At 67.3% G+C, this 13,240-nt stretch carries 13 protein-coding genes; 6 read left to right on the plus strand and 7 right to left on the minus strand.

The genetic code is table 11. The features are described 5' to 3' along the window. Positions 1 to 20 precede the first annotated feature (20 nt). Together edd and zwf are read right to left on the minus strand one after the other, a co-directional pair. Positions 21 to 1,862, minus strand: a complete 1,842-nt coding sequence (gene edd, locus ACIPPQ_RS17100; RefSeq protein ID WP_446545273.1) for a phosphogluconate dehydratase — start codon at positions 1,860 to 1,862, stop codon at positions 21 to 23. After that, positions 1,855 to 3,258, minus strand: coding sequence for a glucose-6-phosphate dehydrogenase (gene zwf / locus ACIPPQ_RS17105; RefSeq protein WP_446545449.1), 1,404 nt, complete (start codon positions 3,256 to 3,258; stop codon positions 1,855 to 1,857). Before zwf ends, edd begins: the two co-directional genes overlap by 8 nt. A gap of 188 nt (positions 3,259 to 3,446) precedes the next feature. On the opposite strand from zwf, the gene glpD reads away from it, so the two are divergent. Continuing rightward, positions 3,447 to 4,997, plus strand: coding sequence for a glycerol-3-phosphate dehydrogenase (gene glpD, locus ACIPPQ_RS17110; protein ID WP_446545274.1), 1,551 nt, complete (start codon positions 3,447 to 3,449; stop codon positions 4,995 to 4,997). Positions 4,998 to 5,053: 56 nt separating this feature from the next. Beyond that, a complete protein-coding gene (locus ACIPPQ_RS17115; RefSeq protein ID WP_446545275.1) occupies positions 5,054 to 5,620 on the plus strand; it encodes a DUF1579 domain-containing protein in 567 nt (188 codons plus the stop codon). A 5-nt stretch (positions 5,621 to 5,625) separates the two neighbouring features. Here ACIPPQ_RS17115 and ACIPPQ_RS17120 read toward each other — a convergent pair whose 3' ends face one another. Beyond that, complete coding sequence (locus ACIPPQ_RS17120) at positions 5,626 to 6,363, minus strand: SDR family oxidoreductase (RefSeq protein ID WP_446545276.1); 738 nt, start codon at positions 6,361 to 6,363, stop codon at positions 5,626 to 5,628. A gap of 93 nt (positions 6,364 to 6,456) precedes the next feature. On the opposite strand from ACIPPQ_RS17120, the gene ACIPPQ_RS17125 reads away from it, so the two are divergent. Beyond that, positions 6,457 to 7,353 (plus strand): AraC family transcriptional regulator, encoded by an 897-nt coding sequence (locus ACIPPQ_RS17125; protein WP_446545277.1) that lies wholly within the window; start codon positions 6,457 to 6,459, stop codon positions 7,351 to 7,353. Here the strand turns inward: ACIPPQ_RS17125 and ACIPPQ_RS17130 are convergent. Genes ACIPPQ_RS17130 through ACIPPQ_RS17140 form a run of 3 tightly spaced genes read right to left on the minus strand, consistent with a single transcriptional unit; the run spans position 7,350 to position 10,265 of the window. After that, the gene (locus ACIPPQ_RS17130) at positions 7,350 to 8,012 is read right to left on the minus strand and encodes an MOSC domain-containing protein (protein ID WP_446545278.1); all 663 of its coding nucleotides are present in this window, start codon (positions 8,010 to 8,012) and stop codon (positions 7,350 to 7,352) included. The genes ACIPPQ_RS17125 and ACIPPQ_RS17130 overlap by 4 nt on opposite strands. Before the next feature lie 40 nt (positions 8,013 to 8,052). Next, positions 8,053 to 9,216, minus strand: coding sequence for an MFS transporter (locus tag ACIPPQ_RS17135; protein ID WP_446545279.1), 1,164 nt, complete (start codon positions 9,214 to 9,216; stop codon positions 8,053 to 8,055). A gap of 14 nt (positions 9,217 to 9,230) precedes the next feature. Then, on the minus strand, positions 9,231 to 10,265 hold the full coding sequence (locus tag ACIPPQ_RS17140; protein ID WP_446545280.1) for an aldo/keto reductase: 1,035 nt from the start codon (positions 10,263 to 10,265) through the stop codon (positions 9,231 to 9,233). Positions 10,266 to 10,351: 86 nt separating this feature from the next. Here ACIPPQ_RS17140 and ACIPPQ_RS17145 point away from each other — a divergent pair, with 86 nt between their 5' ends. Genes ACIPPQ_RS17145 through mobA form a run of 3 tightly spaced genes read left to right on the plus strand, consistent with a single transcriptional unit; the run spans position 10,352 to position 12,609 of the window. Then, positions 10,352 to 11,266 carry a LysR family transcriptional regulator gene (locus ACIPPQ_RS17145; RefSeq protein WP_446545281.1) on the plus strand — a complete coding sequence of 305 codons (915 nt, stop codon included), beginning with the start codon at positions 10,352 to 10,354 and terminating at the stop codon, positions 11,264 to 11,266. Between the two features lie 33 nt (positions 11,267 to 11,299). After that, positions 11,300 to 12,103 carry a formate dehydrogenase accessory sulfurtransferase FdhD gene (gene fdhD / locus ACIPPQ_RS17150; protein ID WP_446545282.1) on the plus strand — a complete coding sequence of 268 codons (804 nt, stop codon included), beginning with the start codon at positions 11,300 to 11,302 and terminating at the stop codon, positions 12,101 to 12,103. Continuing rightward, complete coding sequence (gene mobA, locus ACIPPQ_RS17155) at positions 12,100 to 12,609, plus strand: molybdenum cofactor guanylyltransferase (RefSeq protein WP_446545283.1); 510 nt, start codon at positions 12,100 to 12,102, stop codon at positions 12,607 to 12,609. The genes fdhD and mobA overlap by 4 nt, the downstream gene beginning before the upstream one ends. Here the strand turns inward: mobA and ACIPPQ_RS17160 are convergent. Next, on the minus strand, positions 12,604 to 13,236 hold the full coding sequence (locus ACIPPQ_RS17160) for a DUF1345 domain-containing protein (RefSeq protein ID WP_446545284.1): 633 nt from the start codon (positions 13,234 to 13,236) through the stop codon (positions 12,604 to 12,606). The two genes, mobA and ACIPPQ_RS17160, sit on opposite strands and share 6 nt — an antisense overlap. Positions 13,237 to 13,240 lie beyond the last annotated feature (4 nt).

Genomic DNA, 13,240 nt, shown 5'->3' on the forward strand with positions numbered 1-13,240 from the left:
GCGGGGCAAACGGATCGGGTTCAGATAACTGTTTCCATCGCGGCGAGGACCGCCGACCCGCCCTTTTCGGCTTCGTCGGCATGATGGCGGAACAGTGCGAACAGTTCGCGGCCCACGCCGACCGCGGGCGGCGGCGGAACGGCCGGACTCCGTGCGGTCCAGACATCGGGGTCGACGAGCGCGAGCACTTCGCCCTTGCGCGCACAGACGCGAACGATGTCGCCATCGACAAGGAAGGCAAGCGGGCCGCTGACTCCGTCGGTGCCGGGCAGCGCTTCGGGCGACAAATGGATCACCGCGGGCACCTTGCCGCTAGCGCCCGACATGCGGCCGTCGGTGAGCAGCGCGACGCGGAAACCGCGATCCTGCAGCACACCGAGCGCCGGCGTCAGCTTGTGGAGTTCGGGCATGCCGTTGGCGCGCGGCCCCTGGAAGCGGACGACGACGATCACGTCGCGTTCGAGTTCGCCCGCCTTGAACGCCGCCAGCACCGCATCCTGCGTGTCGAAGATCCGGCACGGCGCCTCGATCGTCAAGCGATCCTCGGCGACCGCGCTGGTCTTGATGATCGCGCGGCCAAGGTTGCCCGCGAGCAGGCGCATCCCGCCGTCGGGAGAGAAAGGCGTCGCAACCGGGCGCAGCATCGTGTCGTCGCGGCTCGTTTCGGGCGCCGCCTGCCAGTGGAGTTCGTCGTCCACGAGCACGGGTTCCGACGCATAGTCCGCCATCGTCCCGCCGACCGTCAGCACGTCGCCGTGCAGCAGCCCGGCACCCAGCAACTCGCGCACGACATAGCCGATGCCGCCCGCGGCGTGGAAATTGTTCACATCGCCCGCGCCGTTCGGATAGACGCGCGCCAGCAACGGCACCGCGTGGCTCAGCTCGTCGAAATCCTGCCAGTCGATGACGATCCCCGCCGCGCGCGCGATCGCGGGCAGGTGGATCGCATGGTTCGTCGAGCCGCCGGTGGCGAGCAGCCCGATAGCGGCGTTGACGATCGCCTTCTCGTCGATGCAGCGCGACAGCGGACGATAATCGTCACCGTCCCAGCCGATCGCAGCAACGCGATGCGCCGCGGCGCGCGTCAGTTCCTGCCGCAGCTTCGTACCGGGGTTGGCGAAGGCGCTGCCGGGGATGTGCAGCCCCATCAGTTCCATCATCATCTGGTTCGAATTCGCGGTGCCATAGAAGGTGCAGGTGCCCGCACCATGATAGGAGGCCGCCTCGGCCTCGAGCAGTTCTTCGCGGGTGGCCTTGCCCTCGGCATAGAGCTGGCGGACGCGCTGCTTTTCCTTGTTCGCGAGGCCCGAGGGCATCGGCCCCGCGGGAACGAGAATCTGCGGCAGGTGGCCGAAACGCAGCGCGCCGATCAGCAGGCCGGGGACGATCTTGTCACAGATACCGAGGTGCAACGCACCTTCGAACATCGCGTGGCTGAGCGCGATCACCGTGCCCTGCGCGATATTGTCGCGGCTGAACAGCGACAGGTCCATGCCCGCCTGCCCCTGCGTCACCCCGTCGCACATCGCGGGGACTCCGCCCGCGACCTGCGCGGTAGCGCCCACTTCGCGCGCGAAGAGTTTGATCTGCTCGGGATAGCGGCCATAGGGCTGATGCGCCGAGAGCATGTCGTTGTACGCGGTGACGATGCCGATGTTCATCGCGCCGCCGGTGCGGATTACGGCCTTGTCGTCGCCCGCGGCGGCGAAACCGTGCGCGAGATTGCCGCACGACAGGTTGCCGCGGTTGGTGCCGGCGTCGCGCTGGCGCTCCATCAGGTCGAGATAGGCGGCGCGGCGCGGCGCGCTGCGTTCGATGATACGGTCGGTAACCTTGGCGATTACGGGGTTCAGATCAGTCATGCCAGCTCGCTCCGTCGCGCTCGATCAGCGCGATTGCGCTCGACGGGCCCCAGCTTCCCGCAGTGTAATTCTGAGGCGCCATATCGACTTCGGCCCAGGCGTCGCGGATTGAATCGATCCACTGCCACTGCGCCTCGACCTCGTCGCGGCGCACGAACAAAGTCTGATCGCCCTCGATGAAGTCGAGCAGCAGGCGCTCGTAGGCGATGCGCCGCCGCTCGCCGGCAAAGCTGTGCGAGAGCGAGACGTCCATCGTCACCTCTTTGAGCTTCACCCCGTCGCGGTCGAGCCCCGGCTGCTTCGCCATCACCTTGACCCGGATATTTTCCTCGGGCTGCAGGTTGATGATCATGCTGTTCGCATCGAGCTTGCCTGCGCCGACCCGCGCGAAAATATTGTGCGGCACCGGCTTGAACTGGATCAGCACTTCGGATTTGCGCTCGGGCATCCGCTTGCCGGTGCGGAGGTAAAAGGGCACGCCCTTCCAGCGCCAATTGTCGATATAGGCCTTCAGCGCCACGAAGGTTTCGGTGTTCGACGGGTTGCCGAGTTCCTCGGCATAACCCGCGACCGCGCCGCCGTTGACCGCGCCGCTGGTATACTGGCCCTTGACGCTGTGCGCTTTCACATCCTCGGCGGTCATGCGGCGCAGCGATCGCAGCAGCTTGACCTTTTCGTCGCGCACCGCGGTCGACGAGACGCTCGACGGCGGCTCCATCGCGATGATCGCGAGCAATTGCAGCATATGGTTCTGCACCATGTCCTTCAGCGCACCGACCCCGTCATAATAGGAAACACGGCCTTCGAGCCCGACGGTTTCAGCGACGGTGATCTGGACATGGTCGATCGCCTGCGCGTTCCACAGCGGTTCGAAGAGCATGTTGGCAAAGCGCAGCGCGAGCAGGTTCTGGACCGTTTCCTTGCCCAGATAATGGTCGATGCGGAAGACGCGGTCCTCGGCAAAGGCATCGCCGACCTGCGCGTTGACGTCGCGCGACGAGGCAAGGTCGTGGCCGATCGGCTTTTCCATCGCGATGCGGCATTCGGCGCAGGCGATCCCGGCCGCCTTCAACCCTTGCGCGATCGGGCCGAACATCGACGGCGGGGTCGAAAGATAGACGCCGATCGGACGCCGCATCCGTTCGCCGAGCAACACCGCGAGATCGTCATAACCCGTGCCGGCGCCCGCATCGATCGCGCAATAATCGATGCGGTCGAGGAACGCCGCGACCCCGGCCTCGTCGATGCGGTCGGCGGGCAGATGCTCGGCCAGCGCCGCGCGCACCTGCGACTGGAACGCCGCGCGGTCCATTGTCGACCGCCCCGACCCGATGATCGTCAGCGCATCGGCGAGCAACCCGTCGAGGTGGAGATTGTAGAGCGAGGGAAAGAGCATGCGCTGCGCAAGGTCGCCCGTTGCGCCGAACAGCACCAGTGTTTCGACTTTCACGCTCACGCTCGTCCCCTTGGATATCCGTGGTCAGAAGTGGAGGATGCGTCGCACGAATGCAACGCGCATACGTAAGCCGCATACGATGTCTTGCCATTGGCAAGCGTAGCCGACTTGGCTTAGGAAACCGCACGATGAACGACGCCCCTCCGCCCTATGATGTCATCGTCGTCGGCGGCGGCGTCAACGGCGCGGGGATCGCGCGCGACGCCGCCGGACGCGGCGCACGCGTCCTGCTGCTCGAGGCGGGCGACTTGGCGCAAGGCACCTCGTCGAAGTCGACCAAGCTGATCCACGGCGGGCTGCGCTACCTCGAACATTATGAATTCGGGCTCGTGCGCGAGGCATTGAAGGAACGTGAAATATTGTGGGGCATCGCGCCGCACATCATCCGCCCGCTGCGTTTCGTCCTGCCCTATCGCGACGGGCTGCGTCCGCGCTGGCTGCTCCGCCTCGGCCTCTTCCTCTATGACCATATCGGCGGCCGCAAGAAGCTGCCCGCGACGCGCTCGATCGACCTCAGGCGTCACACCGCGGGCGCGGCGCTCCAGCCACAATATCTCCGCGGCTTCGAATATTCGGACGGCTGGGTCGACGACGCGCGGCTCGTCGCGCTCAACGCGCGCGACGCCGCGGATCGGGGCGCGCGGGTCCGCACGCGCACGCACGCCGAAATGCTGCGCTGCGAGGACGGACTGTGGATCGTCGACGCGCGCGACGATCAGGGCCAGCATTATCGTTTCGCCGGGCGCAGCGTCGTGAATGCGGCGGGGCCGGCGGTGCTCGACCTGCTGAAACGCGCCGATGCCGAACCCGATCACCAGATGCGGCTGGTGCGCGGATCGCATATCGTCGTGCACCGGCTTTTCGAGCACGACTATGCCTATTTCTTCCAGCTTCCCGACGGCCGCATCTTCTTCGCCATTCCCTACGAACGCGACTTCACGCTCATCGGGACGACCGATCAGGATCATGACGGCCCGGCGAGCGAGGCGAAGGCGAGCGACGAGGAAATCGCCTATCTGTGCGAAGGCGCGAGCCTCTATTTCCGCACCCCCGTCACCCCCGCCGATGTCGTGTGGACCTATTCGGGCGTCCGGCCGCTGATCGAGGACGGGTCGGGAAAGCCCGAGGCCGCGACGCGCGGATATCGCATCGACCTCGACATGGAAGAAGGCGCCCCCCTGCTCACCATCTATGGCGGCAAGATCACCAGCTACCGCCATGTCGCCGAAGCCGCGGTCGACGAGCTGGCGGACCATATCCCCGCGCTTTCGGGCAAGCACTGGACCGCGAAGGCACCGCTGCCCGGCGGCGACTTCCCGGTTACCGGCGTCGCCGCGCTCAAGGCCGAATATAAGCTCGCCCACCCCTTCCTGACCGCCGCGACGGTCGACCGGATCGTCCGCGCCTATGGCACCGATGCGCGGCGCTGGCTGGGCGACGCGACCGGATGGGACGCGCTCGGCGGCGAAATCGCGCACGGGCTGAGCGTCGCCGAACTGCGCTGGATGGTGACGCACGAATGGGCGCGCCAACCCGACGACATCCTCTGGCGGCGAAGCAAGCTGGGGCTGTATTTTACCCCAGAAGAGGCCGCTCGCCTCGCCGAACACACCGAGCGGCTGGTTGCCGAAGCGCGGCTGGCCGATCCGGAATTTTTCGAAGGCCGGATAAATAACTGACAAAGATTGTCAGGTAGCCCCGGCTAGGCCGGTCTCCTACGCAAAGGAGACTATCGATGATCGGCACGAATATGACACGCCGCAGCGCGCTGGAGATCGCCCTCGCCGGCGGCGTCGCCGCACTGGCGGGATCGGCGGCGAGCGCGGCAAGCCCGCCGGCCGCCAGCGGTGACTGGCAATTCCTCGCCGGCCGCTGGCACGTCCGCCACCGCAAGCTTCGCGAGCGGCTCGTCGGCAGCAACGACTGGATGGAGTTCGACGGTAGCTGCGAAAACTGGCCGATCCTCGGCGGCGCGGCGAATGTCGACGACAATATCTTCCACACGCCGGACGAGACCTATCGCGGCGTCGGGCTACGCGCCTATGATCCCGCGACAAAGCAATGGGCGATCTGGTGGCTCGATTCGCGCGCGACCGACCGGCTCGACGTGCCGGTGCGCGGGACATTCAGGGACGGCGTCGGCACCTTCCTTGCCGAAGACAGCTGGAAGGGCACGCCGGTGACCGTGCGCTTCCGCTGGTCGGATATCACGCCGCGGTCGGCCAAATGGGAACAGGCCTTTTCGACCGACGGCGGTGCGACGTGGGAGGTCAATTGGGTGATGCACTTCACCCGCGCCTGACCGCGTCAGGCAGCGAGCACCAGCGCATCGGCCCCGGCAGGGAAATGGGACCGGCCGCTCCGGTCGTGCACCGCCTGCCACACCGCGGCCGCGACCTCGGCCTCGGTGGTGAACAGCGCGGGTTCGGCCATGCCGGCGAGAATCGGGGCGGCATAAACTGCATAGGGTTCGGGCAGCACATCTTCGAGGCGGATGTCGGTGTTGCTCGCAAAGGCGGTCGTCGGACCATAGCCGGGTTCGACGAGCTTCACCGCGACGCCGAGCGGGGCGAGTTCGTGCGCGAGGCTGCCGGTGAAGCCCTGGATCGCGGTCTTGCTGCCCGTATAGGCGGCGGCCAGCGGGAAAGAGGCCAGTGTTGCCGACGAGGTGACGTTGACGATCGTCCCCGAACCGCGCCGGCGCATCTGCGGGATTACCGCCTGCGTCATCGCGATCGTGCCGAGTGTATTGGTGGCATAAACGTCGCGGATCTTCTGCATCGGCGAATGTTCGAGCGCGCCGAACAGGCCGATACCGGCGTTGTTCACGAGGACATCGACCGGTCCGGCGCGTTCGAGCGCGAGCGCGATGCTGTCGGGGTCGGTGATGTCGAGCGAGAGGAGGTGGAGGCGGTCGGCAGGGGTCAAAGGTGCCGCGGCAGGATTGCGCATGGTCGCGATGACATTCCAGCCGCGCGCGTGGAAATGACGCGCTGTTTCAAGGCCATAGCCCGACGAGCAGCCGGTGATGAGGATGGTTTTCATGGGTTTTCCTTTCGTGGGTGATGAAAGGAGCCTAGACGGCGAATTCCGGACTATCTATAATCTGAAATCCATATTTCATTCGAGATAGTCCATATGACCGATCCCTTGTCCGACCTGATCGCGCTGCTGCGCCCGCGCACGGTGTTTGCGAAAGCGATCAGCGGCGCCGGACGCTGGGCGGTGCGCTATGGCGATTTCGGGCACCCCGGCTTTTGCACGGTGATCAAAGGACGCTGCCGCCTGTCGGTGGGCGGCGCCGATCCGTTGACGATCGAAGCAGGCGACTTTGTCTTCCTGCCCGCGACGCCGGGCTTTACGATGGCAGGGTTCGAGCCCGCCGAGCCGGTCTTCATCGATCCGCACGTGGCGGCGGACCTGACCGGCGAGGTGCGCCACGGCCGGCAGGAGGGCGCGCCCGATGTGACGATGCTCGGCGGCTATTTCGTCTTTGAATCGCCCGACGCCGCGCTGCTCGTTTCGCAGCTTCCCGCGCTCATCCATCTGCGCGGTGCCGAGCGGCTGGCGACGCTGGTGCGGCTGGTGCGCGAGGAGGCGGGCGAAGAGCGGCCGGGATGCGACCTGATCCTGTCGCGGCTGGTCGAGGTGCTGATCGTCGAGGCGCTGCGCTCGGTCGAGGGCGACGATGCGCCGCCGGGGCTGCTGCGCGGCCTAAGCGATCCGCGACTGGCGGCGGCGATCCGCCAGATCCACGGGGCGCCCGCGCGGCCGTGGACGGTCGCCGCGCTCGCCAAGGAAGCGGCACTGTCGCGATCGGCCTTTTTCGACCGTTTTACGCGGACCGTGGGTGTGCCGCCGATGGAATATCTGCAGGGCTGGCGGATGAGCATCGCCAAGGATTTGCTGCGTCGTCGCGCGAGCAAGCTCGACGAGATTGCGGCGCGCGTCGGCTATGGATCAGCGAGCGCGTTCAGCACCGCCTTTACCCGCCATGTCGGCCTGCCGCCGAAGCGTTTTGCGATGACCGCCTAATCGGCGCCGAACTGTTCGGCGAGCTTGGCGCGGCGGACCTTCCATGTTTCGGCGAGGATGGGCACCTCGCGCAGCGCGCGAAGGTCGGCGGGGCGATCCTTCGCCTCGCCGCCGATCAGCAGACCGAAGAGTGATGCGAGCGGCCAGTCGGGATATGGCCGTTCGACGAGGGCGAGATCGTCGCCCGCTCCCACCACACCCGGTTCGAGCACGCGATAATACCAACCCGTCCGCCGCGTCTTCACGACCTGCGCCATCACGCCCTTGGTCCCGAAGCGATGGTCGAGCTTCCAGCACGGCTGGCGCGCCTGGCTCACCTCGACGAGCGCCGTGCCGAGCCGGAAGCGGTCGCCGAGGAAGACGCTGTCCTCGTCGAGACCCGCCGTCGAGATATTCTCGCCGAAGGCACCGGGCGCATCGAGCAGCGGCGCATCGCCCAAATACCCCCGCCACCAGTCATAATGATCGGCGGGATAATGGTGGATCGCCTTGTCGATCCCGCCATGGACGGTGCGGTCGGCCTGCTCGTCGCCCGCAAGCCCCATCGCGCCGACCGCGACCGCGTCCGCCACCGGCAGCTTGCCGATGGCGCTCGGCTCATCGTCGCCGCGGAACGGACGCGCCTTACCCGTCAGGACAGCAAGAATCTCGGCGTTCATGGCAATGATTGCATAGGCCCGGCCGCCGAAATGGCAATCGTCAGGCTTGCGCTAACGCCGGAGATTTCCGCGTCCGCGATGCGAGTACGATCGCGAGACCTGCGACCGCCATCGCCGCGCCGGCAATCGACACCGCCGGATAACCGAGGCCGAGGCCGATCACGCCGCCGCCGACCGCAGCGCCGATCGCATTGCCGAGGTTGAACGCACCGATATTGACCGCCGAGGCGAGGTTGGGCGCATCGGATGCCGCCTCCATCACGCGCATCTGGAGCGGCGGGACGATGGCGAAGGTCGCGACGCCCCACAGGAAGATCGTGATCGCCGCGGCGACGGGCGAATACATCGTGACCGCGAACAGGATCAGCATCGCCGCAAGCCCGCTGAGCGAGACGATCAAGGTGCGGTCGATCGAGCGGTCGGCGAAGATGCCGCCCAGCCAGTTGCCGGCGGTGAGGCCGAGACCGTAGATCACCAGCATCGCGGTCACGAACAGGGTCCCCGCCCCCGTCGCGTCGGTGAGGATCGGTGCGATATAGGTGAAGACGGTGAACATCGCCGCCGATCCGATCGCGGTCAGCGCCAATGCGACCAGCACCTCGCGGCGCTTCAGCACGCCCAGTTCGGCGAGCATGTTGCCGCCCTCGGCACGCGGGATATCGGGGAGCGCGAAACGGAGCGCGACCATCGTGAAGAGGCCCCAGATCGCGATGACGCCAAACGCGGTGCGCCAGCCGAAGGTCTCGCCGATCCATGGCGCGAGCGGCACGCCGATGACATTGGCGAGCGTCAGTCCCATGAACATCGCCGCGACGGCGCTCGCGCGTTTTTCGGGCGCAACGAGACTCGCCGCAACGACCGAGCCGACGCCGAAGAAGGCGCCGTGGTTCAATGAGGTGATCACGCGCGCGATCATCAAGGTCGTGTAATCGCCCGCGATCGCCGACAGGAAATTGCCGAGCGTGAAGATCGCAATCAGGCCGATCAGCAAGGTCCGCCGGTTCATCCTTGCGGTGGTGAGCGTCATCAGCGGCGCGCCGAGCATCACGCCGAGCGCATAGGCCGAGACGAGCAGCCCGGCGGCGGGGATCGAAACCCCCAGCCCCTCGGCCATGTCGGGAAGCAGCCCCATCGGGGCGAATTCGGTGATGCCGATGCCAAAGGCGCCCGTCGCGAGCGCGAGCAGCGGAAAGTTGATTTTCATGGGAGAGAATCCTGTCAGACGAGCGGCGGGTTCAGCCGGGCGAACCCCGCCTGTTGCCGGTAGGGGGTGTGCGGATAGGGCGGCAGGACGTCGCTCGCGGCGTCGAGCGCGGCGATCTGCTCGGCGGTCAGCGCCCAGCCAACCGCGCCGAGATTCTGGCGGAGCTGCTCCTCGTTCCGCGCGCCGATGATCACCGACGATACCGTCGGGCGCTGGAGCAGCCAGTTGATCGCGACCTGCGGCACCGTCTTGCCGGTTTCGGCAGCGATCAGTTCGAGCGCATCGATCACGCGGTACAGCAGCTCGTCGGCAACGGGCGGGGCGAACTGTTCGGTCTCATGCAGGCGGCTGCCTGCCGGAACCGGGCGATCGCGCCCGATCTTGCCGGTGAGGCGCCCCCAGCCGAGCGGGCTCCACACGAGCGCGCCGACGCCCTGGTCAGCGGCCAGCGGCATCAGGTCGGCCTCATAGGCGCGCCCGATCAGCGAATAATAGACCTGGTGCGCGACGAGGCGCGAGGTGCCGAGCCGGTCGGCGGTCGCCTGCGCCTTCATCAGTTGCCAGCCGGGATAGTTGGAGACACCGGCGTAGCGCAGCTTGCCCGCCGCGATCAGCGTGTCGAGCGTGCCCATCAGTTCGTCGACCGGGGTCGAGGCGTCGAAAGCGTGGAGCTGGAGCAGGTCGATATGGTCGGTGCCGAGCCGCCGCAGCGAAGCCTCGACCGCGCCGATCAGCCGGCTGCGCGAGGCGCCCCAGTCCCGCGGACCGTCGCCCATCGGCAGCCCGGTCTTGGTCGAGATCAGCACCGCGTCGCGGCGGCCCTTGATCGCTTCGCCCAAAATCTCCTCGGACGCGCCGTTCGAATAGACGTCGGCGGTGTCGAACAAGGTGACCCCCGCGTCGAGGCTGATGTCGATCAAGCGCCGCGCCTCGGCAGCGTCGCTCGTGCCCCACGCGCTGAACAACGGCCCCTGCCCACCGAAGGTCCCGGTGCCGAAGCTCAAGGCCGGAACGCGAAGCCCCGACGATCCCAATTGACGATATTCCATGATCCACCCTTTCGGTTGCGTTGGAAGCATAGATGGACTCCGCACTCCAGCCGGAGTAGCGCCAGCACAGGCGAAGGATTTTTGAAATGAACGCAAAGATGGATGGCGGCGGCGATCGCGCGCGATCGATGGAAGTGTTCGCCGCAACCGTCGCGGAGGGCAGTTTTTCGGCCGCCGGCCGCTGCCTCGGCCTGACCCCGTCGGCGGTCAGCCGCACGATCGACCGGATCGAGGCGCGGCTGGGCGTCCGCCTGCTGCTGCGTTCGACCCGCGCGCTGACGCTGACCCCCGAGGGCGAGGCCTATCTGCGCGCGGCGCGGCGCATCCTCGCCGACCTCGGCGATGCCGAGCAGGCGATCGCCGATCAGGGCGCCCCGCGCGGGCGGCTGCGCATCAGCGCGGCGCAGGCGCACGGTCGGCTGACGATCGTGCCGCTGATCGGCGAGTTCGTGAAGCTCTATCCGCACATCCTCGTAGACATCAGCCTTGCCGACCGGCTCGTCGATATCGCGGCGGGACAGGCCGACGTCGCGATCCGCTTCGGCCCGCTCGCCGACAGCCCGCTGACCGCGCGCAAGCTCGGCGAGAGCCGCCGCGTGATCGTCGCCGCGCCCGCCTATCTGGCCGCGCACGGAACGCCGCGCCGCCCCGAGGACCTGCACGACCATAACTGCCTGAACTTCAATTTCCGCCGCGCCGAGCCGGTCTGGCCGTTCCGCGACGGGACGCGCGACTATGCATTGTCGGTGCAGGGCAATATCGAGGCGAATAATGGCGAAACACTGGGGCAGCTCGCCGCGGCGGGGGTCGGCATCGCGCGCGTCGGCGCGTTCAGCATCGCCGACCAGATCGAAAGCGGCGCGCTCGTCCCCATCCTAGAAGCCTATAATCCGGGCGATATCGAAGCGATCCACGCGGTGTTCGCGGGCGGCGCGAACACGCCGGCGCGGGTGCGGGTGTTCGTCGACTTTCTTGCCGAACGGCTCGGCCGGGCGACCTGAGACAAGCGGGCCGGGATCGGCTAGGACATCGGCATGAATCGCGCGACGATCGATCTTCCCGTCCGCCGGCTCGGTCTCGCTGACCCCGGCGACGAAGCGCTGACCCGCAGCATCGCGGTCGAGGCGCCGGTTTCGGTCGAAGTCGGCGGCATCGCTTATGCAGTGATGATGGCGACCCCCGCCGACTTGGAGGATTATGCCCTCGGCTTTGCGCTGGGCGAGGGGCTGGTCGAGACGCCGGACCAGATCGGGCGCGTCGATGTGCATCCGATCGAGGGCGGTTGGGCGCTGCGCATCTGGTTGCCGCCCGAGCGCAACGCGATTGCACTGGACCGCGCGCGAAAGCGGGTGAGCGAGAGTAGCTGCGGGCTGTGCGGGATCGAGAATATCGAGGAAGTGCTGCGCCCCCTGCCCGCCGTCACCGCGCGGATCGCGACCGACCGCGGCGCCATCGCGGCGGCATTGGCTGCACTGCCCGACCATCAGCCGCTCGGCCGCGCGACGGGCGCGGTCCATGCCGCGGCTTTTTGTTCCCCCGCCGGCGATATCCGGCTCGCCCGCGAAGATGTCGGGCGGCACAATGCGCTCGACAAATTGATCGGCGCGCTGGCGCGTGCGGGGCTCGACCCCGCGACCGGCTTTGTCCTGCTGTCGGCGCGGTGCAGTTACGAGCTCGTCGAAAAGACCGTGCGTGCGGGGTGCCCGATGCTCGTCACCATCTCGGCGCCGACCAGCCTTGCGGCGGAGCGCGCGGCCGCAGCAGGGCTGACGCTCGTCGCGCTGGCGCGGCACGATGCGGCGCTGATCGTCAGCGATCCGCACGGAATGATCGCATGAGGACGCTCGGCGCGGTGCTTGCGGGCGGGCGGTCGAGCCGCTTCGGGTCGGACAAGGCGCTCGCGATGCTGGGCGGGCGAACGTTACTCGATCATGCGTCGGCGGCGCTCCGCCCGTATTGCGATGCGCTGGTCGTCGTCGGCCGGGGCGAGATCGCCGACTGGCCGCGCGCCGACATGGGGCCGCTCGGGGGGATTGCGGGGGCGCTCCTCCATGCCGCCGACGCGGGCTTCGATCGGGTGCTGACCGCACCGGTCGATTGCGTCCGCCTGCCGGGTGATTTGCGGGGACTGCTTGAGCCCGCGCCCGCGTTTCTGGAAACGCAGCCGGTGATCGGGCTGTGGCCGGTCGCGGCGTTGGGCGACTTGCAGGCGATGCTGGAAGATGCGGGCGACCTTGCGGTGAAAGCTTTCGCCCGGCGGATCGGCGCGCGCGGCGTGGCGAGTGACTTCGTGCCGCCGAACGTCAACAGCGCGGCCGACCTCGACCGCCTGACGGGACTATGACCCGCCGATGGCATTCACGGTGAACGCCAAAATGCCCATGTTGAAGATAAACGCCGCCATGCAGTGGCCGAGCACGACGCGGCGCATATGCGGACCCGATATGGTGACGTCGGAGGTCTGGAAGGTCATGCCGAGCGTGAAGGCGAAATAGAGGAAATCCCAGTAACCGGGCTCGTGCACCCCCGGAACCTCGATCCCGCGCTGATCGCGCCCGCCCTTCTGCAGATAATAGAGATGCGCATAGTGGAGCGTGAACACCATGTTCGCGAACAGCCAGGCGAGCGCGAGCGTCGCGATGATCAATATCACGTCGCAGCGATCGAGCTTGCCGGGGCTGGCTATCAGCGTGCCGACCGCGAACAGGATGACGAGCGACAGCAGCACCGAAATCGCGAGCAGGCCGAGGCGGTTCGCATCATTGTCCGCGGCGCGGCGGCGCATCTGCATGGCGTCGGCACGGAACAGCGGCATGACCGTGCAGAGGAAGACGAAGGCGGCAACGTCGAAACCGACGAGAAACGCCGCGCGCGGATCGATCCCTGCGGCGATCGATGCGGCCAGCGCGCCGGCCAGCACGAGCGGGAAGATCAGGAAACGAACGGGTGCGATATGCTTGCCGACGGCCATCGGC

The organism is Sphingopyxis sp. LARHCG72 (genome assembly GCF_052871675.1).